This is a genomic window from Streptomyces sp. NPDC001315 (assembly GCF_042896175.1).
Lineage (GTDB): Bacteria > Actinomycetota > Actinomycetes > Streptomycetales > Streptomycetaceae > Streptomyces.
Window position 1 is genome coordinate 1 of sequence record NZ_JBIAWZ010000010.1, and the last position, 22,106, is coordinate 22,106.

The 22,106-nt window shown below is 70.6% G+C and carries 21 protein-coding genes and 4 pseudogenes; 13 read left to right on the forward strand and 12 right to left on the reverse strand.

The genetic code is table 11. The features are described from left to right. Positions 1-285 (forward strand): annotated as a pseudogene (locus ACFY16_RS25525) (xylose isomerase); the annotation flags it as partial. A 404-nt stretch (positions 286-689) separates the two neighbouring features. Continuing rightward, a complete protein-coding gene (locus tag ACFY16_RS25530) occupies positions 690-959 on the forward strand; it encodes a hypothetical protein (RefSeq protein WP_390649507.1) in 270 nt (89 codons plus the stop codon). 23 nt (positions 960-982) lie between these two features. Here the strand turns inward: ACFY16_RS25530 and ACFY16_RS25535 are convergent, their stop codons facing one another. From ACFY16_RS25535 to ACFY16_RS25545, 3 genes are all read right to left on the reverse strand, one after another. Beyond that, positions 983-2,323, reverse strand: a complete 1,341-nt coding sequence (locus tag ACFY16_RS25535) for an esterase-like activity of phytase family protein (protein ID WP_390649508.1) — start codon at positions 2,321-2,323, stop codon at positions 983-985. 171 nt (positions 2,324-2,494) lie between these two features. Further along, a complete protein-coding gene (locus tag ACFY16_RS25540; RefSeq protein ID WP_390649509.1) occupies positions 2,495-3,838 on the reverse strand; it encodes an SWF or SNF family helicase in 1,344 nt (447 codons plus the stop codon). Then, a complete protein-coding gene (locus tag ACFY16_RS25545; RefSeq protein WP_390649510.1) occupies positions 3,835-6,696 on the reverse strand; it encodes a DEAD/DEAH box helicase in 2,862 nt (953 codons plus the stop codon). The genes ACFY16_RS25540 and ACFY16_RS25545 overlap by 4 nt, the downstream gene beginning before the upstream one ends. 248 nt (positions 6,697-6,944) lie before the next feature. Here ACFY16_RS25545 and ACFY16_RS25550 point away from each other — a divergent pair, with 248 nt between their 5' ends. Continuing rightward, a complete protein-coding gene (locus ACFY16_RS25550; RefSeq protein WP_073943599.1) occupies positions 6,945-7,127 on the forward strand; it encodes a hypothetical protein in 183 nt (60 codons plus the stop codon). A 484-nt stretch (positions 7,128-7,611) separates the two neighbouring features. Here ACFY16_RS25550 and ACFY16_RS25555 read toward each other — a convergent pair whose 3' ends face one another. Next, positions 7,612-8,577: a hypothetical protein gene (locus ACFY16_RS25555; protein WP_390649511.1), complete on the reverse strand. Its 966-nt coding sequence runs from the start codon at positions 8,575-8,577 to the stop codon at positions 7,612-7,614. A 136-nt stretch (positions 8,578-8,713) separates the two neighbouring features. Next, positions 8,714-9,007 carry a hypothetical protein gene (locus ACFY16_RS25560; RefSeq protein ID WP_390649512.1) on the reverse strand — a complete coding sequence of 98 codons (294 nt, stop codon included), beginning with the start codon at positions 9,005-9,007 and terminating at the stop codon, positions 8,714-8,716. Between the two features lie 93 nt (positions 9,008-9,100). On the opposite strand from ACFY16_RS25560, the pseudogene ACFY16_RS25565 reads away from it, so the two are divergent. Next, a pseudogene (locus tag ACFY16_RS25565) lies at positions 9,101-9,217 on the forward strand (DUF2236 domain-containing protein); the annotation flags it as partial. Here ACFY16_RS25565 and ACFY16_RS25570 read toward each other — a convergent pair. The 3 genes from ACFY16_RS25570 to ACFY16_RS25580 all read right to left on the reverse strand — a co-directional run bounded on the left by ACFY16_RS25570 (position 9,166) and on the right by ACFY16_RS25580 (position 11,809). After that, the gene (locus ACFY16_RS25570) at positions 9,166-11,226 is read right to left on the reverse strand and encodes a recombinase family protein (RefSeq protein ID WP_390649513.1); all 2,061 of its coding nucleotides are present in this window, start codon (positions 11,224-11,226) and stop codon (positions 9,166-9,168) included. The pseudogene ACFY16_RS25565 and the gene ACFY16_RS25570 overlap by 52 nt on opposite strands. A gap of 74 nt (positions 11,227-11,300) precedes the next feature. Continuing rightward, the gene (locus ACFY16_RS25575) at positions 11,301-11,468 is read right to left on the reverse strand and encodes a hypothetical protein (protein ID WP_390649514.1); all 168 of its coding nucleotides are present in this window, start codon (positions 11,466-11,468) and stop codon (positions 11,301-11,303) included. Positions 11,469-11,476: 8 nt separating this feature from the next. Beyond that, the gene (locus ACFY16_RS25580) at positions 11,477-11,809 is read right to left on the reverse strand and encodes a hypothetical protein (RefSeq protein WP_390649515.1); all 333 of its coding nucleotides are present in this window, start codon (positions 11,807-11,809) and stop codon (positions 11,477-11,479) included. Positions 11,810-11,951: 142 nt separating this feature from the next. On the opposite strand from ACFY16_RS25580, the pseudogene ACFY16_RS25585 reads away from it, so the two are divergent. Further along, positions 11,952-12,134 (forward strand): annotated as a pseudogene (locus tag ACFY16_RS25585) (DUF2236 domain-containing protein); the annotation flags it as partial. On the opposite strand, the gene ACFY16_RS25590 reads toward ACFY16_RS25585, so the two are convergent. Then, entirely contained in the window at positions 12,120-12,644 is a 525-nt protein-coding gene (locus ACFY16_RS25590) for a PadR family transcriptional regulator (protein WP_390649516.1), read from the reverse strand. The pseudogene ACFY16_RS25585 and the gene ACFY16_RS25590 overlap by 15 nt on opposite strands. Before the next feature lie 140 nt (positions 12,645-12,784). Between ACFY16_RS25590 and ACFY16_RS25595 the strand changes: the two genes are divergently transcribed. Continuing rightward, entirely contained in the window at positions 12,785-13,540 is a 756-nt protein-coding gene (locus ACFY16_RS25595) for an alpha/beta fold hydrolase (protein ID WP_390649517.1), read from the forward strand. A gap of 34 nt (positions 13,541-13,574) precedes the next feature. Here ACFY16_RS25595 and ACFY16_RS25600 read toward each other — a convergent pair. After that, positions 13,575-13,977 (reverse strand): annotated as a pseudogene (locus ACFY16_RS25600) (class I SAM-dependent methyltransferase); the annotation flags it as partial. Between the two features lie 152 nt (positions 13,978-14,129). Here ACFY16_RS25600 and ACFY16_RS25605 point away from each other — a divergent pair. The 5 genes from ACFY16_RS25605 (at position 14,130) to ACFY16_RS25625 (ending at position 19,228) form a co-directional block, all read left to right on the forward strand. Continuing rightward, entirely contained in the window at positions 14,130-14,903 is a 774-nt protein-coding gene (locus ACFY16_RS25605) for an MHYT domain-containing protein (RefSeq protein ID WP_390649518.1), read from the forward strand. 65 nt (positions 14,904-14,968) lie between these two features. Further along, the gene (locus tag ACFY16_RS25610; RefSeq protein WP_390649519.1) at positions 14,969-17,503 is read left to right on the forward strand and encodes a nitrate- and nitrite sensing domain-containing protein; all 2,535 of its coding nucleotides are present in this window, start codon (positions 14,969-14,971) and stop codon (positions 17,501-17,503) included. Next, complete coding sequence (locus ACFY16_RS25615; RefSeq protein ID WP_390649520.1) at positions 17,500-17,937, forward strand: roadblock/LC7 domain-containing protein; 438 nt, start codon at positions 17,500-17,502, stop codon at positions 17,935-17,937. Before ACFY16_RS25610 ends, ACFY16_RS25615 begins: the two co-directional genes overlap by 4 nt. Positions 17,938-17,971: 34 nt before the next feature. Further along, positions 17,972-18,373, forward strand: a complete 402-nt coding sequence (locus ACFY16_RS25620; RefSeq protein WP_390649521.1) for a DUF742 domain-containing protein — start codon at positions 17,972-17,974, stop codon at positions 18,371-18,373. Positions 18,374-18,622: 249 nt separating this feature from the next. Further along, positions 18,623-19,228: an ATP/GTP-binding protein gene (locus ACFY16_RS25625; protein WP_390649522.1), complete on the forward strand. Its 606-nt coding sequence runs from the start codon at positions 18,623-18,625 to the stop codon at positions 19,226-19,228. A gap of 30 nt (positions 19,229-19,258) precedes the next feature. Here ACFY16_RS25625 and ACFY16_RS25630 read toward each other — a convergent pair whose 3' ends face one another. Beyond that, positions 19,259-19,687: a PPOX class F420-dependent oxidoreductase gene (locus ACFY16_RS25630; protein ID WP_390649523.1), complete on the reverse strand. Its 429-nt coding sequence runs from the start codon at positions 19,685-19,687 to the stop codon at positions 19,259-19,261. A 93-nt stretch (positions 19,688-19,780) separates the two neighbouring features. Here ACFY16_RS25630 and ACFY16_RS25635 point away from each other — a divergent pair, with 93 nt between their 5' ends. After that, positions 19,781-20,194 (forward strand): roadblock/LC7 domain-containing protein, encoded by a 414-nt coding sequence (locus ACFY16_RS25635; protein WP_390649524.1) that lies wholly within the window; start codon positions 19,781-19,783, stop codon positions 20,192-20,194. A 126-nt stretch (positions 20,195-20,320) separates the two neighbouring features. Next, a complete protein-coding gene (locus ACFY16_RS25640) occupies positions 20,321-21,229 on the forward strand; it encodes a DUF6397 family protein (RefSeq protein WP_390649525.1) in 909 nt (302 codons plus the stop codon). Between the two features lies 1 nt (position 21,230). Here ACFY16_RS25640 and ACFY16_RS25645 read toward each other — a convergent pair whose 3' ends face one another. Next, positions 21,231-22,097 (reverse strand): acyl-CoA thioesterase, encoded by an 867-nt coding sequence (locus ACFY16_RS25645; protein WP_390649526.1) that lies wholly within the window; start codon positions 22,095-22,097, stop codon positions 21,231-21,233. Between the last annotated feature and the right edge of the window lie 9 nt (positions 22,098-22,106).

The window sequence follows — 22,106 nt, forward strand, 5'->3', positions numbered from 1 at the left end:
GACCTCGAGGGTGTGTGGGCGTCGGCGGCGGGCTGCATGCGCAACTACCTGATCCTCAAGGAGCGGGCTGTGGCCTTCCGTGCGGACCCGGAGGTCCAGGAGGCGCTGCGTGCGTCGCGTCTGGACGAGCTGGCGCAGCCCACGGCCGGTGACGGCCTGCAGGCCCTCCTTGCCGACCGTGCCGCGTTCGAGGACTTCGACGTGGACGCGGCCGCCGCGCGTGGCATGGCCTTCGAGCGCCTCGACCAGCTGGCCATGGACCACCTGCTGGGCGCACGCGGCTGAGCGCACGCGCGCGTGTCCGCGTAGCTACGCTGTGATCGGTCCCCGCGCGGAATGCCTCGGAATCATGCGGTCCATGGCATGAGTCCGTGTCAACTTCCGTGCGGGGGTCGCGTCAGGAGCGCTCCGGCGCGACCCTGGACGGTATGGCCATGCCGCCCGTACCGCCACAGCCGCCCGGTCCGCCGGGTGACATCCCGCCTCCGGGCGGTGGTTTCGGACCACTTCCTGGACACTCCGGCCCGGATCATGGGGCGGCAGGGGGCCACCACGCTTCCGGAGGGGGCTATGGCCCTCCTCCGGACGACCATGGAGGCGGGTACGGGCCTCCTCCGGGAGGCGACGGTGGTTACGGGCCGCCTCCAGAAGACGAGTACGGCCCGGGGCGGCGCCGGAACCCCCTCTTCGTGTTGCTCGCAGCGATCGTGGCCGTCGGGGTCGTCGCCGCTGTTGTGGCGCTGATGGCCTCCGGGAACGACGACGCACCGGACCGGAAGCCGCCCGCAGAGAGCGGCACGAGCACCAGCCGCTCGCCCGCACCGTCCTTCAGCATCCCTACCGAGCTGCCCAGCAGGCTGCCCAGCCGATTGCCTTCTCTACCGTCGCAGTTCCCCAGCGGACTGCCGAGCGACATACCGAGCGACTGGGCGTCGTTGCTCCCGTCCCTGGCGCCGTGACGACGTGCGGACCGCTCCGAGAGTCAGATGTCCCGCGGCAGGCGCACGTAGGTCACCGTCGTCTCGATGCCGCTGTCGACCAGCCGGCCCTGCGTGTCGAAGGCCCCCGCGCCGTCCGTCATTCCGAAGTCGTTGTCGTTGATGAGGGCGAGTGTGTCGTGGTCCACACGCGCGACGCCTTCGATCTTCCCGGGCACACCGGCGACCGTGTTCAGGTCGACGACCAGCCGCTTGGCCAGCACCGGGACACCCGAGGCCGCCGGGTCGTCGATCTGCTCCAGCGACGGCGAGGTCGTGTCGTCGTCCCAGGCGCCTCCGAGGATGTCCGCGGTGCGGTCCAGACGCACGAGTTGCAGCCGGGCGGCCTTGTCGGTGCGCTCCTCGACCAGCAGCCGGTTGCCGCCGACGGCGACGACCGAGGAGATCTTGAGCTCGGAGGTGTCGTCCTCACTCGGATCGACCACGTTCACCGGGTCGAAGCGGTAGGCGTACTCGGCCGTGACCGCCTGCTTCTTGGGCGAGAAACGCAGCAGTCGGGTGGTGCGCGAGTCGTCTCCGGCGTCCGCGTCCGGAAGGGACAGCGGGCTCTGCACCGCCATCACCAGGTCGCCGTCGGGCAGTTGGGCGAGTCCCTCGAAACCGCGGTTGATCTTCCGGTGCAGCAGCACGGACGGCAGTGCCTCGACCACCGGGTAGTCCGTGCCGGTGAGGTTCAGCCCTTCGGGCACGTACCGCGTGAGCACCCTCCCGCGCGCGGAGACATGGACGAGGGAGGGACCGTACTCGTCGACGAGCCAGAAACTCCCGTCCGCGGCCCGCACGATCCCCTCGGTGTCCAGCCCGTTCGGGTTGTAGGACAGGGGCGTCTTCGCGTCGTAGGAGTACGGAGCCTCATCGCGTCCCTGCAGGTTCGACAGGCCGGTGACTGGCTTCCCGGACGAGGTGGTGAGCGGGATCGCGCCGACCACCTTCACAGTGTCACCGAACATCCGGATCTTCACGATCGCCGGATCGAAGCCAGGCACCGGGAACGTACGGCGCTTTGTGCCGTTCACCTTGATCTGGCCGTTGGGCCCGCGGTCGGTGACCGCCCAGAACTCGCCCTTGCGGCCCGCCGGATAGATGTCGCTGCCGATGCCGCCGAGGTCCACGCCCCGGTCCTCGTCCACCGTGCCGGGCAGCAGCGTGTTGCTGAACGTGCCGAGCGAAAGGTCGCCGAGCGTCGCCGTGCGGGTGACGCGAGCGTCCGCGGACGGGGCACCCGTGGCCGGGCCGGCCGCCACTAGGGCGGCCAGCACGGCGAGGGGTACGCCGGCCGCGACGGAACGGTGGACGCGGCGCCGGCCGGTGGCTTGCGGGGACATGGAGCCTCCTGAGGGACAGGGTCGGGACAGCGGTCAGAAGACGCGGCTTCGTGACCACGGTCGGACGGGACAAGGGCGGTGACAGCGGTCAGAGTTGGGCCTCACGTCGAACGCCTTACGACGGCCGGGTGAACGACGGACGTCGGCCGCTCGGCGGACCGACACCGGGTCTCACGGCAGCCGCTGCCCGTCAGGAGATCCGTTCGCCCAGAGGCCTTCTTCGCCGAGATCGCCGAGATCGGATAGCTCGGACAGTGCAGAGGAAAGAGCTGCGGCGGGATCCCGGTCCGCCTCTCCGGCGGGCACCCAGCGGCTGCCCTCCTTCCGGTACGGCCACCAGCGGCCGTCACGCCCCAGGCGCAGCTGTCCCGGCGTACCGACGGCCGTCCATCGGTTACCCCACGCGCGCAGGGTCGGCCGCTCGTCGTCCTCCCAGGCCGACTGCAGGGCCACACGCGCGCGTGCGAGTGCCTCGCCCTCGACAGTCCACTGTTCCTCGAGCACGGACAGCCCCGCCACGCCTGCCTGTCTCCAGGCCCGCACCGCCAGGGTCAGTTCAGCGCGGTCGCGGCCCGACCCGTGGGCGAGCCGGTCGACCAGGATGCTGTCGGGGTCGCTGCCCGAGGCGAGCCGCACGGCGTCCTGAGCGGGCGTCAACTCCACTTCGGACACGTCGGCTTCGATCGGCGCCCCCGGTTCGGGCTCGCCCAGCAGAGCCTCGGCGAGCAGGCGACGGGCGTCCTCGGCGGCCCGGGCGGCGAGGAACTCCAGCGCGCTCGGATCGACCCCGGGCGCGGGTGGGGCATCGGTGTCCAGCGACGGTGGCACACCGGGCTCCCGGGGGAGCTCGGGCAGATCGGGGAGCGGAGGCAGGATGTCCCCGGCCGCATACGCGTCCACGGCGTCCACTCCTTCTGCCTCGGACGGCGTGTCGGCGGGGGTGGTCGTGGCGCGGGCCTGGAGGTCGTCCAGCACGGCGCGTTCCCCGCGTCCCCGCATCAGCAACAGGACGAAGGGATCCTGGTCGAGCAGCCGCGCCAACTGATGGCAGAGGGCCGCGGTGTGTCCGCAGTGGTCCCAGGCTCCGCAGCCGCACTCGGGCTCGAGATCGCCCGTGCCGGGCAGCAGGTCGACGCCGGCGGCCGCCGCGTCCTCGACCAGGTGCGGCGGCATCTCCCGGTCGAGCAGCGCCGCCACATGTCCGGATCGCTCGACGGCCAGATCCAGGAAGCGGTCCCACTGATCGCCGGACAACACGTCCAGCAGGACGTCGGCGCGATGTCGGGTGCCGTCGCGGTCCTGGACGACGGCCGTGATGCGCCCCGGTCGCACCGAGACCGCACCCACGGCTCCCGCGCGAGCGAGTCTGCGGCCCGTCCGCACCTGCTCGGCGTCGAGCGCCGTGTCCTCCAGCGCCCTCAGCCAGGCGCGCCCCCACCAAGTCTCTGCGAAACCCCGCCCGCGCGCGGACGGCAGGGCGGCGAACGTACGCTCCATGTCGTCGTGCCGGTTCATCGCGCGCCTCCTCGCAGTTCCACCAGATCGGCCAGCTCCGCATCCGTCAATTCCGTGAGCGCGGCCTCGCCCGAGCCGAGCACCGCCTCGGCCAGCTCACGCTTGCGGGCGAGCATGTCGGCGATGCGGTCCTCGATGGTTCCTTCGGCGATCAGCCGGTGCACCTGCACAGGCCGGGTCTGGCCGATGCGGTACGCGCGGTCCGTCGCCTGAGCCTCGACGGCAGGGTTCCACCAGCGGTCGTAGTGCACGACGTGCTCGGCCCGCGTCAGGTTCAGCCCCGTCCCCGCCGCCTTCAACGACAGCAGGAAGACGGGGGCTTCACCATCCTGGAAGCGCCGCACCATCGCCTCGCGCTCGGCGACGGGGGTCCCGCCGTGCAGGAACTGCGAGCGCACACCACGGGACGTCAGGTGCCGCTCGATGAGGCTCGCCATCCGTACGTACTGGGTGAAGACCAGAACGCTCGCCCCCTCGGAGAGGATGGTGTCGAGTAGTTCGTCCAGGAGTTCCAGTTTCCCGGAGCGTCCGGTGATCCTCGGCCGCTCCTCCTTGAGGAACTGCGCCGGGTGGTTGCAGATCTGCTTCAGGCTGGTCAGCAACTTCACGATCAGTCCTCGCCGAGCCATGCTGTCGGCGCCGGAGATCTCCGCCAGTGTCTCCCGCACCACGGCCTCGTACAGGCCGGCCTGCTCGTCGGTGAGCGACACGGCGCGGTCGGTCTCGGTCTTGGGCGGCAGTTCGGGCGCGATCCCAGGATCCGACTTGCGGCGACGGAGCAGGAACGGGCCCACCAGCCTGGTGAGCCGCGCCGCGGCGGCCGGATCCCGGCCACCCTCTACCGCCTGCGCGTACCGCGTACGGAACGTGCCGAGGCGGCCCAGCAGACCCGGAGTCGTCCAGTCGAGAATCGCCCACAGCTCCGACAGGTTGTTCTCCACCGGGGTTCCGGTGAGCGCCACACGCGCGCGTGCGTCGATGGAGCGCAGCGCGCGGGCCGTTGCCGAGTACGGGTTCTTCACGTGCTGTGCCTCGTCGGCCACGACCAGGCCCCAAGACATCCCGGCGAGCCGGCGCGCGTCGAGGCGCATCGTGCCGTACGTCGTGAGCACGAACTCCCCGTCGGCCAGGGCGTCCAGGCTGCGCCCGGGCCCGTGGAAGCGGCGCACGCTTGTGCCTGGCGCGAACTTCTCGATCTCGCGCTGCCAGTTGCCCAGCAGGGAAGTCGGGCAGACCACCAGGGTGGGACCGGCGGCGGTCGCGTCGTTCTGCCGGTGCAGATGGAGGGCGATCAGAGTGATCGTCTTGCCGAGACCCATGTCGTCGGCCAGACAGCAGCCCAGGCCCAGGGAGGTCATCCGGGCCAGCCAGTTCAGGCCCCGGCGCTGGTAGTCCCGCAGCGTGGCGTGCAGTGCGGCGGGCTGACCGACCGGCTCCTGCGTCTCGGGGTCGGCGAGCCGCTCCCGCAGGGCAGCCAGCCATCCCGTCGGTTGGACGTCGACCCTGCGGCCGTCGACCTCGGTGGAGCCCGTCAGAGCGGCACTCAGCGCGTCGACCGGCGTGACTTTCCGGTCCTGCTGCGCGCGGGCGCGGCGCACGTCCTGAGGGTCGATCAGAACCCACTGGTCACGCAGCCGTACGACGGGGCGACTGGCCTCGGCAAGCCGGTCCAGTTCCTCTCGGGTGAGGCGCTGCTCGCCCAGCGCGAACCTCCAGGAGAAGGCCAGCAGCGCGTCGGTGGACAGGAAGGGCTGCGCGTTCGAGGAAAGCCTGCCGGGGCCCGCCTCGTCGTCCGGCGGGCCGACCACCACACGCGCACGGAGGTCGCGGGCCAGTTCCCTGGGCCAGTGCACGTCCACGCCGGCGGCCGCGAGAGCCCGCGCGCACTCACCGAGGAGCTCGGTGACCTCCTCGTCGACGAGGTCGACGGCATCCGGCACGCTCGCGGAGAGCAGGGGCGTGAGAGCGGGCCAGGCCCGGGCGGCCCGGCGGAGGGCGAGCAGGGCAGCCACGCGCGCGTGGCTGCCCAGCTCCGCCCCGGCGCCCGATCCGGCCCACACCTCGGCGGCGTCCGCGACGAGCGCGGGATCGCTCAGGCTGTGCACCTGCGGCACGACCCGGAACTGTGGCACGGACTCGTCGGGCGCCTCGGGCATCAGACCGGACACTTCGATCCGCAGCGAGATCCGCACGCCGGCGTCATGGCCCGCGGCGACGTCGGCCGCCCACCTCCGTTGCTCCGGCAGATGTTGTGGCTGCTGCGCCGCGTAGGCCGGACCGCCCGTCACGAGCGCGGCGGCAGGTGACCGGGGCAGCGCGTCGGCGGCCGCGTCCAGGAAAGCGCGCAGCAGCCGCTCCGGGTTCGGCAGCCGCGGCGGCTCCGCATCGCTCACCGGCACGGCGTGCGCCTCGGGTGGCATCGCGGCGGCGAGTCGGCGGATCCGCTCGGCGTCGTCCGCGCCGAGCGGACCCACCCGCCAGGCGTCGTGGTCGTTCGCGGACAAGCCGGGCAGCAGCAGTCCACGGGCGACGAGGTGCAGGGCCAGTACGCCGGCCGTACCCCAGAAGACGGTCGCCCGGTGGCCGTGTGCGACGGCACGCGCGCGTGTGAGCAGGGGGAGCGCCGTACGCACCGGCAGCAGGAGGGCGGCCACGCTCACCCGTTCGGCACCGTCGCCGCGCGGCAGCACGACGGTCAGGTTCGCGACGGATCCTGACTGGACGGCCGGTGGAGCGCCGCCGTCGGGACGCCAGAAGGCGACACTGCCCGTGCGGGCCGGGTCGCCGGGTACGAACACGGCGGAGCAGCATGCCAGTTCGGAGATCTCGGACGGTGTTGCCGCGGGAACCCTCTGCACAGCGAAACCGCACTCCTCAAATTTGACTACCTGGGCCGGAGCCGCCGAGGGTACAGCACAGGTGGGGTTCACGCGGAATTGGTTGAAGTGCGACCGGGTCACTTGCCGGTGAGGGGAGTCACTCTTCTCAGGGGCGCGTGAGGGTCGGGTCTCAGGGGCCTCTCAGGGTCGCGATTCGGAACCGCGAGAAGCGCGGGCCCGTTTTCAGAGCAGAGAGCGGCAGTGGCCGCGAAGGAGGCGACACACACATGTCGAAGAATGCGAAGATCGCCGCAGGAGGGGTGGCGGCCGGACTCATCCTGCTGATCTGGCTGCCCTGGTGGGCCGCGCTCCTGATAGTCCTGGGAGTCCCCGCGGCCGCGTACCTCGCGCTGGACCCCTCGCAGCGGCGCAGGCTGCGTCGGGTCACGCGCAAGGAACTGGGGCGCTGAGGCCTCCGTCTGCCGTCCGCGGGCCTGCCGATGGCGCGGCCCGCGGACGGCCGACGGCCCGGCCCGGCAGACCGGTGGCTGCCGCGCCTCGACGCCCCCACGCCGCCCACGGCGCGCTCGACTCGCCGGTCCGCCTCGCACCTCTGGCGGTGGTCGCACACGTGGCGGCGCGACGCGAACGGGGAGCACGGCAGCAGTCGCCCCGCTTCGTCCGCCGGTACGACGCCGTCGCCTCGGTCACCGCCCGCCGCGACCGGCACGTGGCGCCTCCTCCTGGAAACGGTGCCGGATCTGCTGACCCTGCCCCATGTTTCCCGGCAGTCCGCCGTCCTGACGAAACGGTGGCCGTCCTGCACGGAGGAAGCCCATGCCGAGGGCCACCGGGGCACCGGTGGCCCTCGCCAAGGGTGCGATCCCCCTCGACCCGGACAGGAGCAGTTGAACCGGAGCCGTGTCGCCGACCGGGCGGCATCGCAGAGCCGGCTCAGTGAGGGCGCACGGCCAACCTGTCGAGCGCCGCCAACAGACCTGGCAGCTCCGGCCCGCGCCCCACCGGCAGGACCTCCCCGGGCTCCTCGTCGAGCAGCACGAACGCGATGTCGTCGGTTCTCGCCACGAGCGACCAGCCCGGACCGTCGGCGCGCAGGGTCCGCGCGTCGCCCGATGCGAAGGACGACCGCACGCGTCCCAGAGGTGGTGGAGACTCGACGTATGCCCGGGCCTCCGCGAGGACGCGCCGGATCCCGCTGTGGCGGGGCCCCCTGGGAGCGCCCTCCGCGGCCCCCTCGGCGCCCTCGGACGCCCCGGAGCGGCTCTCAGCGCCCTCGGACGCTCTGGAGCCGGCCTCGATGCCCTCAGAGGCCCCAGAGCCGACACCGGCGCCCTCGGCCGCCCTGGCGTCGCCGTCCACGCCGGTAGCCGCCTCGGAGCCGTTCTCAGGGCTCGCGAACGAGCCGTCGTCGAGCTGCTCCCGCCACATCGCCCACTGGAGCGCGATCTCGTCCGCGCCCAGCCGCCGCTGGGCCGGTCCCCAAGTGGTCGTGTCCGGCGGACACAGCGGCGGACCATCCGCGAACTCGGGGGCCGGATCGTGCGGCGCCGGCACGCCGGGTGCCGCGACCGCGACCTCGAGAGGCCAGCCCGGCAGGGCGGCCACGACCGTCCGCTCCTCGGGGGACAGGTCGTACTCCATGCCGCAGTCCCACGACGCGATGGCGACGGCGACCAGCGACACGTCGTCGATGGCGACCGTCCACCGCGCCCCATCGCCGTCCTGCCCCAACACCAGGCCGTACCCGTCGGCGAGCGGCGCCAGGCCGAGCGCCGCGCAGGCCTCCGGATAGTCGTCGCCCAGCACACTCGGGAACTTCGCCGGCGTCAGCAGCAGCGCCGTGAGCACATAGAGCGCGTCGTCCGCGGCGGCGACGGCGTTCTCATCCGTCCCGGCCATCCCAGCCTCCCCATAGGTTCGTCCATCGGCGCGCACCCTAGTGCGCCCGGAAGCCGCTTGTCACGACTCCCAAGAGCACCGGAGCTGCAGTTTTCTGCCTGGAGGGGACGAATCGACCACCCGTGACCGGGGCGCCTCAGGTCGCCGGCAGCCCGAGGAGCTCACGCGCCACCACCCTCGGCGACTCGTCGCGCTCCCGCGCGAGGGCGATGACCGCGCGGCACGCCAGCTCGCTCACGCCGAACGACAGTGCCTCCGGCGACACCCAGCCCGCTGCCTCGTCGATCCGCTCCTGATCGTCCTCCGCGCAGGCCGAGACGTATGCGGCGGCGGCCTCGAACAAGTTGTGTGCGCGCTTCCGCTCGCTCCTCGCCTCCGGTCGCACCGAGCCGACGAATCCGCCGAACGCCTTTCGGTACCTGTTGAACATGCTGACCACCTTCCCCCTGTGTGGTTGTTCGCCGGTCATCTCCTGCTCTTCAACTTAGAGTTGGAGCTTCGGTGGCAGAAGGGGGACGATGCGGTGAAGCGGTTCGAGCGGCTCGAACAGATCCGGCGGTTGGACCCCTACAAGGACTCGCTGGAGATCTACCAGCTCAGTTCGGCGTACGAGTTCCCCTGGGACTTCACCCGGGCACTCGGGACCGTCTGCTCAGGTTCCGCCGGAACTCGGATGAGTAGGCGTGGGTCGATCTTGCCTTCCACCAGCAGTGGAGGCAGGGGGTACTGCGCTGGCAGGGGAGTGCTCTCGCACTCCGTCAGCGCGTCCATGGCCTGTTCGAAGAGGCCCGAGGCCACCCACCGCTGATAGCGGGTGGTGATCCCCGTCGTCTTCCCGTAATGCTCGGGGAGTTCCTTCCAGGTGACGCCCGTACGGGCCTTCAGGAGCACTGCTTCGAGCACCTGACGGTGCGGCAGGCGGTCCTGGCGCTTGCGGACCTCGGAGCCTTCGAACAGGGTCCTGACGGCCCCCCAGGCCACGTCATCCAGGACCGGGACGCCGCGACCTCGCGCGCGGAACCAGGCGGTCAGCGTGTCGTCAGCCCGAACCTTCTTTGGGATGGGCCCTGCCAGCGTGACCTTCAGGTCAAGCAGGTCGCAGACTTCGGCCTTCTCCTGCGGGGTCATGGCCCGCATGCGAATGCGGGCCATGTCGGCCAGAGCCTGGAGATCGTGGGCTCGCTGCTGTGCGAGCTCGCTCTCTTGCTGCCAGGCCAGGGCCTCGGCCCTGAGCCCCACCAGCTCCTCCCGCTCGGCCTCAAGGGTCTTGGTGGCCTTGGCGATGGCTTCGGGGGTCTTGCCGCTCTTGGCGGCCACGATCATCATTGTGGCAATGGCTTCGTCCTGAGCCTCGATCTGCCGGTCCAGATCGGCGAGGCGGTCAGCGTGGTTGTCCTGCTGGCCGGTTGCCATGTCCAGCCAGTCCATGGCCATGGTGGTAAGCCGATCGGGGTCTTGCAGGAGTCCGCAGACCTCGCCCCACACGCGCTCTTCGAGCGCCTCGGCATCCACCTGTGAACAGGTGCAGACCTTGGTCCCGGGGGCGCCCTCGATCTTCCCTGTACAGCGGTACATGCGGCCCGGCCGGTCGCACCGGTCCAGGCCGGTGTAGTGCTTCCCGCAGGAGCCGTAGACCCGCTTCGACAGCGGGTGGACGTGAGCCGCGTCCGCGCTCTTTCGAGTGCGGGCATTGCGGGCCAGGGCCTTGTTCAGGCGGTCCACTTCTGCCTCTGTGAAGAGGCGGGGCAATGTGATGGTGACGGTCTGGCCGTGGGCCGGCTGGCCGTCCATACCCAGCTTCGTGCCATTGTTCTTCCCCGCGGTCTCGGGATTGCGGTAGACCATCTCCGCCGTCTGAATGGCCTTGGACTGAAGCCTGCGGCGCAGGTTCCCCGCGGTCCACGGCTTACCCGTCCGCGTGCGCATTCCCTCGGCATTCAGGGACATCGCCGTCCGGCGGCAGTTCTTGCTCTCGACGACGATCAGATGCCAGGCCTGCTTCAAGACGTCCACCTCGTGGGCGGCCTTGCAGTGCTCGTCTGCCGGGCAGATGTCCAGTACGAGATGGGACTTACCCTTCTTGCCCTGGTCCTGGATGCGCCACCCGTACGGCGCGATGCCGCCAGGGTGCCCGCCCTCCTCGGCCTTCTCCTGGATGCCGCTCTGGGTGCGCACCCGGATGCGCGTGTACTCCTTGAAGGCGTAGTTCGCCTCCTCGCGCATGGAGGCTTCGCCGTCCTCCGTGGTGTTGTCGATGTCCTTGTCCACCACGGCGACGAAGACGCCCAGGTCTTGCAGCTCCCACACCCAGCGCCAGAACACGCGATCGGTGCGGCCGATGGCCCGGGTTTCGGAGACCACGACCACATCAAAGGGCTTGGGATCCTGCCGGGCCAGCTTCATCAGGCGGGGCAGGTCGTCGCGCTCCTGCCAGGGCAGGGAGCCGGACACGCCTTCATCCTTGAAGGCGTCGACGTGATCCCAGCCCTTGGACAGGATGTACTTCGCGGTCTTCTTGCCGCTGTAGCTGATCCCGTACCCCTGCTTCTGCTGCTCGGTCGAAACCCTGAGGTAATCGACTGCCCGCAGCGTCTGCTGGTGTGTGGCCCTGTGGACCACGTCGATGGCGCTCGTGAGAGTCTTGGTCACGTCAGTCCCTTCGCGACTGGCCGGACCCCGGTTGCGCCTTGCCCGCGCGCCGGGGTCACTCGTACGGCGGGATCTTAGGCCGCATCGCTGCCAGCGCGGGGGCTGAACAGGAGTTTCAGTAGACGTCGGTAGGCGTCCTCATCGGCCGCCTCGCTGGCGTCCCAGCGAATGCTGATCTCGGGCTTCCTGGTTCTGAGCCAGGCTCCGGCCTCTTCGGCCCGTATGGTGCCGTCGTCCTGCATGGTGCTCCTTACTTCGTCCGGCCGTCCGGGTGCGCGTGACAGCGCACGTCTTCACGGAGACCGCAGATGCACACGGGCCCAATCGTCCTGGGCGGTAGATCGCTGAGCGCCTGAGCGATGACGGCCGCCGGACCGTCATCGCCGCGGTAGAAGTCCCAGGCGTCCCGGGGCTTCAAGAATGCCGGGACCAGCATGAAGCGACCCTGCCCCTTGCCGGTCTTGGAGTCCCAGGCCAGGTTCCGGCCGGCCTCCCTCGCATCCGTGCAGGGCCGCTTTACAGCGGCCTGGAAGCGCTCCGGGTCGGTGAGCTTCAGCGGGGCACGGAAGGGCCCCAGGACCACCGTGTGAACGGGTTCCTGGGGCCCATATGCGATCTGGCCGACCACGGCGATCTGCCGCGTCGCTCTCGAAGATCTCTTTCCGCGTCTCTGCTCTGACCTCTGCCTTGGCTGTGGTAACGGCCAGGTGTACGGATGCGGGGGTGTACGGATGCGGGGGCGCGCGGTCCGTCTGCTGCCGCCGAGGCGCGCACCGCACCACGCGCGTCAGAACTGGGAGATCAAGAGCTACCCGGACGGCTACCTGCTGAAGGACCTCGGCACCCGCCCGGTCCCCGGCGTTCGGGGCTGCCCCGTACGTCATGTGGACGGGTCAGCCGCCCAGTGAGTCCAGAGTCTCCCGCAGCCAGGCGAGTTCGGCTCGGGACGTGGCACGCGCGATGGTCAGGATGCCGCGCCTGAAGGGATCGTCCAGCTCCTCTGCGCGCAGCGGGCGGTCACCGGCGTAGAAGAAGCTCGCCGGCTCCTCCAGGAAGGCCAGCCTGAGCCGCAGCACGGCCGACTGGGCGCCCGGGTCGTCCAGGTGCCGCAGAAAGGCGAGCACCGTGAACCAGCGGTTCTCGTCGGTGATGTCGCGCTGGGCGGGTTCGGCGAGCCGGCGCCGCAGTTCGCGCCTGCCCTCGTCGGTGAGCGTCAGAACGTGTCGCGGGGCTGCCACGGCACCCGGCTCCGTGGCGCGGGCCAGCAGACCGGCCTTCTCCATGCGCTTGATCGCGGGGTACAGCGTGCTCTCGGCGACCGGCCGCACGTGCCCCGTGAGGGCGGTGATGCGTTTGCGCAGCTCATAGCCGTGCAAAGGGGCGTCGTACAGGAAACCGAGGATGGCGAACTCCAGCATGCCCGCATTCTCGCGCACTCGCGGTGTACATCGTGAAGGCTATACCTCTCCTCCTTCATACATCGTCTTCTCTATACCTCGACTTCGAGGTATCTTCTCGGTGACTGCGGAAATGAAGCCGATGGCGCGAGGGAGACGCGATGAAGCAGGCCGAGTTCGACGACAAGGGAAGCTGCATCCGCTGGACGGAGGTGCCGGGAGCGGAACCCGCGCGGGTGTACGTGCACGGGCTGGGGGCGGCCTCGGCGGTGTATCACGTGCACGTGGCAGCCAGGCCCGAACTCGTGGGCCGGAGAAGTCTGTTCGTCGACCTCCCGGGGCACGGAACCAGCGACCGGCCCGAAGACTTCGGCTACACGCTCGAGGATCACGCCGACGCCCTGGCGGCAGCGCTCGACGTGGCGGGCGTGACCGGAGCCGAGCTCGTCGCGCACAGTATGGGCGGCTCCGTCGCCATCGTGCTCGCCCGTCGTCGGCCCGACCTCGTGTCCCGGCTCGTCCTCACCGAGGCCAACCTCGACCCCTTCCCTCCGCCCGCGGCGGGCAGCAGCGGCATCGCCTCCTACGAGGAGAACGCGTTCGTCGACGGCGACTACGCGCGCGTGCTGGAGAAGGTCGGATCGCTGTGGGCGGCGACCATGCGGCTGGCCGATCCGCGCGCCCTGCACCGTTCCGCGGTCGGGCTCAGAAGCGGTTCGGAACCCGTCATGCGCACCATCCTCGAAGAGCTGGCGATCGAGCGCGTGTACCTGCAGGGCGGACTCAGCGGTGAACTCGCGGGCAGGGAGGCGCTGGAGGCCGCGGGTGTGCGAGTGGTGACTGTTCCCGGCGCCGGTCACAACGTCATGTTCGACAATCCCGACGCCTTCATAGCGGAGGTCAAGGGACGCAGTTGAGGGCTCAGCCCTTCCGGACCGCGAGGGTGAGGAAGCGCACCGTGCGCGCCAACTCCCGCAGGTTCTTGGCCGGATCGGGCAGATGGGAGACGAGGCCCGCCGTGAATACGGCGTCGAGCGACTCCGGGTGCAGAGGAAGCGCGGCGACGTCGGTGAGCAGCAACCGCCCGTCACGGCCCCTCCCGGCCCGTGCCGCGGCCTCCAGCATGGCCGACGTCAGATCGGCCCGACGGCCACTCCCGAGGAGCCCACGGCGGCGCGCAGGGGCGGTATGGCGCGCCCGGTGCCGCAGCCCCGTCGAGCACGCGGTCCCCCTCGCGCAGTCGGAGGGCGGCGATCGTGGCCGCATGGACGGGGTCGTCGTCGGGGTACCGGGTGTCCCGGTCGGCGGCCCTGGTGGTGAAGAACTTCTGGACGTGTGTGTGGTGTTCGGTCATGTTCGGTGTGATCCCTCACCGACACGGATGACGAATCGGCGCACATGTTCGAGCGTTGCACGATCGTGCAGGAACATTTCTTCGCCACTTTCCAACACCTTTCGAAATGCGCCCCGTTTGTGCGCCCATGCCCCGACTAGCGTCCACGGGCCATGGGACACCTGGACCACGCCACCTTCGGCTGGCTGACCCCCGCGCTGTCGTACGTGATGGCCTGCATAGGCGCCGCGCTGGGGCTGCGATGCACCGTCCGCGCACTCGGCGCCACCGGGCGCTCGCGCCGCAACTGGCTCGTCACGGCGGCCTCGGCGATCGGGACCGGCATCTGGACCATGCACTTCGTGGCCATGCTCGGCTTCGGCGTCAGCGGCACCGACATCCGCTACGACGTGCCGCTCACCGTCCTGAGCCTCCTCGTCGCCATGACCGTCGTCTCCGCCGGCGTCTTCGTCGTCGGCTACAGCCGCGACCGCACGCGCGCACTCCTCATCGGCGGACTCACCACCGGGCTGGGCGTCGCGAGCATGCACTACCTGGGCATGGCCGCGATGCGACTGCACGGCGACGTGACCTACGACCCGGTGCTCGTCGCGCTCTCCGTCCTGATCGCGGTCGTCGCGGCGACCGCGGCCCTGTGGGCGGCCCTCAACATCAAGTCGCCCTCCGCGGTGACCGTCGCCTCCCTCGTCATGGGGGCCGCGGTCAGCAGCATGCACTACACAGGGATGTTCGCGGTGAGCGTGCGTGTCACGCCCTCCGGCGGGGTTCTGCCCGGGGCCACGGCGATGCAGTTCATCTTCCCCCTCGCCGTGGGCCTCGGGTCCTATCTCTTCCTGACCTCGGCCTTCGTCGCGTTGTCGCCGACGACGGGGGAGCGCGAGGCATCTGCTTCGGCTCAGCAGCCGGTCGAGAGCGCCGTCCGCTAGCGGCGTTCCGGACCGGCGCGCCGGTCCGGACGTAACGCCCCGAACCACTTCCGAGCGAGGAGGCCATGCGTACACCCCGTAGGACCGCCACAGCCGGCGCCGAGACGCCACCCCCGTCCCCCGCGCGCGGTCGCCGCGCGCATGCCGGACCACCCGCAGACGAGGGCCCCGACGAGCCCTCGGCCGCGCCGACGGACAGCGTGCACACGCGCGTGGGGCGCTGGCGGTTACGGCCGCGTACAGTCCGGGCCAAGATCGTATGTCTGTTGATGGTGCCCGTCGTGTCGCTGCTGGCGCTGTGGGCGTCCGCCACCGTCTCCACCGCCCAGGACGTCTCCAGGCTGCGGCAGTTGCAGCGCGTGGACTCCCAGGTCCGGGCTCCCGTCGCGGCCGCGGTCGCCGCACTCCAGGCCGAACGCGCCACCGCCGTGCGCTACGCGACCGACCCGGACTCCACGCCGGGCGGCGACTACCGGAAGCTCACGGAGCGCACGGACCGGGCTGTTGCGAAGCTGCGCCTCGGTGACCACAACACCGTCGCCGACAGCCAGGAACTGCCCGCCGGAGTCGCCCGGCGACTCGAAGAGTTCGTCACCGGCGTGGAGGAACTGCGCTCGCTGCGGACCGAGGTGCTCGACGGCCGCGCCGGATGGGACGAGGCGTACGGGCGCTACACGAACACCATCACGGCGGCCTTCCGCGTGGGCGGCGCGCTGACCGGCATCCAGGACGCCGACCTCGGCTCCGACGCGCGCGTGCTGCTCGAGTTCTCCCGCGCGGGAGAGGCACTGGCCCAGGAGGACGCGGTGCTCTCCAGCGCGCGCCTCGCCGGCCGGCTCGACGGAGAGCGGCTCAGGCTGTTCACCGGGGCCGTCGACACCCGCCGCGCCCTCACAGAAGCCGCCGTAGCGGACCTGCGTGGCTCCGAGCGCGCCGCCTGGCAGAACCTCGCCGAGAGCAGTGCCTACACCAGCGTGGGCGCCGTCGAGCACAAGGTCCTCGCGAGCGGCCCTGGCCCACGGGCGATCGATGCGGCACCCGAAGCCACGTGGGACAAGGCGCACCCACGCGTGCAGGGCGGAATGCGGACGATCGAGGAGGACGCCGGACGCAGCGTCGCCGACCGGGCCGACCCGTTCACCCGCGGTCTGCTCACCCCTGCCGGTGCCGCGGTGCTCTTCGGCCTCGCCGCCGTCGCAGCGTCGCTCGTCATCTCGGTGCGCATCGGGCGCGGCCTCGTGGTCGAACTGGTCAGCCTGCGCAACAGCGCCCTGGAGATCGCCCGGCGCAAACTCCCCGAGACCATGCGGAAACTGCGTGCCGGCGAGGAAATCGACGTCCGGGCCGAAGCGCCGCCCGGACCGCGCGCGGAGGACGAGACCGGACAGGTCGCCGAGGCCCTCGGCATCGTGCACCGCGCCGCGCTTCGGGCCGCCGTGGAGCGCGCCGAACTGGCAAGCGGCATCTCCGGGGTGTTCGTCAACCTCGCGCGACGCAGCCAGGTCCTCGTCCACCGCCAGCTGAGCCTCCTCGACAGCATGGAGCGCAGGTCCGACGACCCCGACGAACTGAGTGACCTGTTCCGGCTGGACCACCTCACCACCCGCATGCGGCGCCACGCGGAGAGCCTGATCATCCTCTCCGGAGCTGCCCCCGGCCGGGCCTGGCGCATGCCGGTCTCCCTGACGAACGTGATCCGTGCGGCCGTCTCCGAAATCGAGGACTACGCGCGCGTGGAGGTACGACAACTCCCCGAGGCGTCCGTCACCGGTGCCGCAGTGGCCGACCTCACCCACCTGCTGGCCGAGATCGTCGAGAACGCCGCCCAGTTCTCGCCGCCCCACACGCGTGTGCGCATCACCGGCGAACCCGTGGGCAACGGCTACGCGATCGAGGTCGAGGACCGTGGGCTGGGCATGGGCAAGGAGACTCTCGCCGAGGCCAACCGGCGCATCGCGCAGTCCGAGGCCCTCGATCTGTTCGACAGCGACCGGCTCGGTCTCTTCGTGGTCAGCCGGCTCGCCGCGCGCCACGGCATCAAGGTGCACCTGCAGACCTCGCCCTACGGCGGTACCACCGCGGTCGTCCTGCTGCCCACCGCCCTGCTGCAGAGCGGCACGCCGGAACGTGCCCCCCGTGAGACCGAGGAAGCCCAGCGACCCACGGAACGCGAATACGCGCGCGTGGCGGGTGCCGCCGCGCACCAGGAGGCCGTCCCTCCCTCCGCCGACAGACCCGCGCTGGTCGCCCCTGTACGGGCCGCGGCCGACAGCGGGGCGGACAGCAGGACCGAAGACCCACCCCCCGGAGTCACCACCTTGCGCCTGCACCGTCCCCCGGACGACTCCCAAGGATCCGACGACCTCCCGCGCCGCGTACGCCAGGCGAGCCTCGCCCCACAACTGCGCGAGCGGCGTTCCGAGGAACCGGCGCAGCCGGCTGACCCGCGCAGTGACGACCAGCGCACCCCAGAACTCGTACGGGACCGCATGGCGGCCTACCGCGCAGGTTGGACCCGCGGCGGCGGCAGGCAACCCGGCCGCGGTGCCACCCCGGACTCCGCACCGGGCAGCGACAGAGGCGAAGGAGACTCCGCATGATCCACGATCCGAGCATCAGGGCAGCCCAGCGATCGGGCGAACTCGACTGGCTGCTGGACGACTTGGTGATGCGTGTGAGCGAAGTACGGCACGTCGTGGTGCTGTCCAACGACGGACTTGCCGTGGGTGCCTCGACCGACCTCCGCCGCGAGGACGCCGAACACCTCGCCGCGGTCGCCTCCGGCTTCCACAGCCTGGCCAAGGGCGCGGGCAGGCACTTCGGCGTCGGCGGTGTGCGCCAGACGATGGTGGAGATGGACGACGGCTTCCTGTTCGTGGCTGCCGCGGGCGACGGCTCGTGCCTCGCCGTCCTCACCGCAGTGACCGCCGACATCGGTCTGGTGGCATACGAGATGGCACGGCTGGTCAAGCGTGTCGGCGAGCACCTCCACAGCGCGCCGCGGGTCGGCGCGCGGCCGCCGGCCGCCGGGTGAGACGAGAGAGCGGTCCGCGGAGATGACCGAAGGCATGCGAGACGCCCCGCGCGAGCAGGGCAGCCAGTGGTACGACAATGAGGCCGGGCCCCTCGTGCGTCCGTACGCCATGACGGGCGGCCGAACCAAGCCCGGCCCCACCGGGGTGCGCTTCGACCTGATCGCGCTCGTCACTCTGGACCCGGGGGCGCCCGGAGTCGACGACGACATCGGTCTCGGTCCTGAGCACCGGGCTCTTATCGACCTGTGCCGCACGGAGACACAGTCCGTGGCCGAACTCGCCGCGGACGCCGACCTTCCCGTGGGAGTGGTCCGGGTGCTCCTCGGCGACCTGCTGGAACTCGGCTGCGTCACCGTCAGCCGTCCGGTACCGCCGGCGCAGCTGCCCGACGAACGGATCCTGCGCGAAGTGATCGAGGGGCTGCGGGCACTGTAGATGAACGTTCAGAACCACGCGGACTCTTATGGACGCGTACAGCGCAGACTTCAACCGCCTTGTGTGCATCGAGCGGGCGTGAGTCGGCCGGATCGGATAAAAAGCGGTCGAATCCACCGGAAAGAGAGCGTGGTTGTCATGATGCTGACTTCGCGCACTCGCCCAGCAGCCGCGTGCGGACCTTCCGCCCGGGCTCGGCACCTATGTACTGACGTCGACCGTTGCCGGCACTCCCGAGAGAAGTGATCGATGGTCTCCGAGCACTCCGATGCCATGGACGGCGAGACGGCCGCCCTGGCGTTGAAGATACTGGTCGCCGGCGGGTTCGGCGTGGGCAAGACCACCCTGGTGGGTGCGGTCAGCGAGATCAGGCCGCTGCGCACCGAGGAACTGCTCAGCGAAGCCGGCCAGTTGGTGGACGACACCGACGGCGTGGACCAGAAGGTCACGACGACCGTCGCGATGGACTTCGGACGCATCACCATCCGCTCCGGCCTCTCCCTCTACCTGTTCGGCACACCGGGCCAGGACCGCTTCTGGTTCCTGTGGGACGAGCTGTCGCAGGGGGCCCTCGGGGCCGTGGTCCTCGCGGACACCCGGCGGCTGGAGGACTGCTTTCCCGCGGTGGACTACTTCGAGCACCGCCACATCCCCTTCGTGGTGGCCGTCAACTGCTTCTCGGAAGCCCGGGCCTACGGCGCCCAGGAGGTGTCGCGGGCCCTCGACCTCGACCGGGGAACTCCCGTGGTGCTCTGTGACGCCCGCGACCGCGACTCGGGGAAGGAGGTGCTGATCCGGCTCGTCGAGTACGCCGGGCGGATGCACACCGCCCGGCTGCTCGACTCGGTGGGGTGACCGCAAGGCCCCCGGGGACAGGCGACGCCGTCAGTGGGCGACGGACTTCTCTGCCAGGATCTTCTCGATGGCGACGCGGACGAGGAGTTCGCCGGGGACACCGTTGCGGGCGCCGAACTCCTCAGCCCGCTCCTCACCCATGTACCGGGCGGCGATGCGAGTGGCCCAGAGCCGCACCTCGTCCAGGTCCTCGGACAGCTCGGCCCGTCCCCGCAGCACCACAAAGTCGAACGGCGGCCGGTCGTCGTCCACGCACAGCGCGACCCGGCCGTCCCTGGCCAGATTGCGCCCCTTCACGGTCTCCTTGCCGGTGTTGAACACGAGTTCGTCCCCGTCCAGCAGGAACCAGATCGGCGCGACGTGCGGGCTCCCGTCTGCCCTAACGGTCGACAGCTTCCCGGTGCGGGTCCCGTACGAGACGAACGCTCGCCACTCGTCATCGGTCATCTTCTGTGCCATGTCCCCATCCTCCTTGCCCGGCGCCCAGCGGTGGGGAAGGCTGGCGGAGAGATCCTCCGGACAGGGGGAGACATCGTACGGGGAGACCGGATCATGGCGCAGAACCAGGGACTCGGCTGGCTGCTGGACGACCTGACCGAGCGTGTCGAACATGTACGGCACGCCTTGGTGTTGTCCAACGACGGACTGGTGACGGGGGCGAGTACGGGGCTACGGCGGGAGGACGCGGAGCATCTCGCCGCCGTGTCGTCCGGGCTGCACAGCCTGGCCAAGGGCTCGGGACGCCACTTCGGCGCCGGCAGGGTACGCCAGACGATGGTCGAGTTCGACGAAGCCGTGCTGTTCGTCACCGCGGCAGGCACCGGCAGCTGTCTGTGCGTGCTCAGCGGTGCGGAGGCCGACATCGGCCAGATCGCCTACGAGATGACCCTGCTCGTCAACCGGGTCGGCGAGCACCTCGGCGTGGACGCGCGCCAGTCCGAGCGATCCTCGACCGCAGAGCTCTGACCTGCAACTTCGTTATCCCCCGTGGAGTTATCCACAGGCTCGCCACGAGATTCGCCGATGCGGCTACGGTTTTTGCACGGCGAGCGCGCACGGCGTGAGCCATCGACTCCACGGGGGAGACCGACCATGCCCGGCCACACCATCACGAAACCGCACGTTCTCTCCTGCGCGCCGAGCCGCGCCGCCCAGGAACTGGGTCTCAAGCGGGGAGAGTTCGATCTCGCCGTACACCTCGGACGCATCCGGACCGTACCCGACGAAGGAGGCGGCGGAGCGCGTCGCGTCGCGTACGCCGAGATCGAGCGGCTGCGTTCAACGGAAGGCTTTCCCGAAGGGCTCCGCGACAGTGTCAAAGTCGTGGGGACCAGGGCAGGCGCGGCCCTCATGGACGTGACGGCCGCTCGCTTCACACGTCTGGCGCGCCTGGGCCTGGTGACCCCGGCGAAGTTCTACCTCAACCGCTATCGCGCGGTGGTCTGGCTGTATCTCGCCGACGAACTGCGACAGTTCGCTGCCGGGCCGGAGAACACCCGGCTGCTGAGCGGGCGTACGCCCGAGGGGCTGCGGGACCAACTGGACTCGGGATTGGACCTACGGCCCCGGAACTGGCGGGGACGACACCTGGGATTCCTGCTGCGGCAGGCCGACGATCCCTGGCAGCGCGCGGGAGCCCTGGCGGCCCTGCTCGACCCTGTCCAGACCGCGGAGATCGTCACGGATCCCTACGAACGCGCCCATGTGAACCGGTTCCGGCCGGGGCCACCCGCTCAGGCTGCTCCGGGTTCACCGTCCGCGCACATCGCCGAGAAGATCATGACGGCGTCCGACCCGGACGAAATCGGCTGGCTGAGGGCCGACCTGACCCGGACCCTCGAGGAGGCGCGCCGACACCGGCCCGCACCGCGCCCCGCACCCCACCAGGGCACGCACGCAACCCACCAGGCCCCGCCCGAGCCCCGAAGCGAGGAGCACGCGCCGGAACAGCCGGAACGAGGCCGCGGCCTGCTGGGCCGGCTGCGCCGCAGAAGCTCCTGACCTACAGCGCCCGGAACAGGCCCTCCTGGACGACCGACACCAGCAGGCGACCCTCCAGGTCGTAGATCCGTCCGCGGGCCAGACCCCGCCCGCCCGTCGCGATCGGCGACTCCTGGTCGTACAGGAACCACTCGTCCGCGCGGAACGGTCGGTGGAACCACATGGCGTGATCCAGCGACGCCATGTCGAAGTTCCGCGGACCCCACAGAGGCTCGACCGGGATACGAACGGCGTCCAGGAGGGTCATGTCGCTCGCGTACGTCAGCGCGCACGTGTGTACCAGCGGGTCGTCGCCGAGCGGACCGACCGCACGCATCCACACCGCGCTGCGCGGTTCGGCGCCGTCGACGTCCTCGGCGCTCCAGCGCAGCCGGTCCACGTACCGGATGTCGAAGGGCTGGCGGCGCGCCATCCGCTGCAACTGCTCGGGCAGCGTGCCCAGATGCTCCCGGATCTCCTCCGTGACCGTCGGCAGGGACTCCGGGGCCGGGACCTTGCGGGCCGGCGGCAGCTGGTGCTCGAAGGGACCTTCCTCAGGCTTGTGAAAGGAGGCGGTGAGATTGAAGATCGTGCGACCCTGCTGCACGGCGGTGACCCGGCGGGTGGTGAACGACCGCCCGTCCCGGACCCGCTCGACCTGGTACACGATCGGCACGCCCGGTCGGCCCGGGCGCAGGAAGTACGCGTGCAGTGAGTGCACCGGGCGCTCGCCGTCCGTGGTTCGTCCGGCGGCGACCAGCGCCTGGCCCGCCACCTGGCCGCCGAAGACCCGCTGCAGTGACTCCTGCGGGCTGCGGCCACGGAAGATGTTGACCTCGATCTGCTCCAGGTCGAGCAGGTCGACGAGCCTCTCGGCCGGGTTCGTCATGGGTGGGAT

Bases quoted from the DNA above. Each gene is read 5' to 3' on its own strand.
- ACFY16_RS25610 (WP_390649519.1), top strand. From the start codon at position 14,969: ATGCGTACACCCCGTAGGACCGCCACAGCCGGCGCCGAGACGCCACCC.
- ACFY16_RS25625 (WP_390649522.1), top strand. From the start codon at position 18,623: ATGGTCTCCGAGCACTCCGATGCCATGGACGGCGAGACGGCCGCCCTG.
- ACFY16_RS25555 (WP_390649511.1), bottom strand. From the start codon at position 8,577: ATGGCCGGGACGGATGAGAACGCCGTCGCCGCCGCGGACGACGCGCTC.
- ACFY16_RS25620 (WP_390649521.1), top strand. From the start codon at position 17,972: ATGCGAGACGCCCCGCGCGAGCAGGGCAGCCAGTGGTACGACAATGAG.
- ACFY16_RS25595 (WP_390649517.1), top strand. From the start codon at position 12,785: ATGAAGCAGGCCGAGTTCGACGACAAGGGAAGCTGCATCCGCTGGACG.
- ACFY16_RS25575 (WP_390649514.1), bottom strand. From the start codon at position 11,468: ATGCAGGACGACGGCACCATACGGGCCGAAGAGGCCGGAGCCTGGCTC.
- ACFY16_RS25560 (WP_390649512.1), bottom strand. From the start codon at position 9,007: ATGTTCAACAGGTACCGAAAGGCGTTCGGCGGATTCGTCGGCTCGGTG.
- ACFY16_RS25615 (WP_390649520.1), top strand. From the start codon at position 17,500: ATGATCCACGATCCGAGCATCAGGGCAGCCCAGCGATCGGGCGAACTC.
- ACFY16_RS25590 (WP_390649516.1), bottom strand. From the start codon at position 12,644: ATGCTGGAGTTCGCCATCCTCGGTTTCCTGTACGACGCCCCTTTGCAC.
- ACFY16_RS25540 (WP_390649509.1), bottom strand. From the start codon at position 3,838: ATGAACCGGCACGACGACATGGAGCGTACGTTCGCCGCCCTGCCGTCC.
- ACFY16_RS25535 (WP_390649508.1), bottom strand. From the start codon at position 2,323: ATGTCCCCGCAAGCCACCGGCCGGCGCCGCGTCCACCGTTCCGTCGCG.
- ACFY16_RS25550 (WP_073943599.1), top strand. From the start codon at position 6,945: ATGTCGAAGAATGCGAAGATCGCCGCAGGAGGGGTGGCGGCCGGACTC.
- ACFY16_RS25635 (WP_390649524.1), top strand. From the start codon at position 19,781: ATGGCGCAGAACCAGGGACTCGGCTGGCTGCTGGACGACCTGACCGAG.
- ACFY16_RS25605 (WP_390649518.1), top strand. From the start codon at position 14,130: ATGGGACACCTGGACCACGCCACCTTCGGCTGGCTGACCCCCGCGCTG.
- ACFY16_RS25640 (WP_390649525.1), top strand. From the start codon at position 20,321: ATGCCCGGCCACACCATCACGAAACCGCACGTTCTCTCCTGCGCGCCG.
- ACFY16_RS25630 (WP_390649523.1), bottom strand. From the start codon at position 19,687: ATGGCACAGAAGATGACCGATGACGAGTGGCGAGCGTTCGTCTCGTAC.
- ACFY16_RS25645 (WP_390649526.1), bottom strand. From the start codon at position 22,097: ATGACGAACCCGGCCGAGAGGCTCGTCGACCTGCTCGACCTGGAGCAG.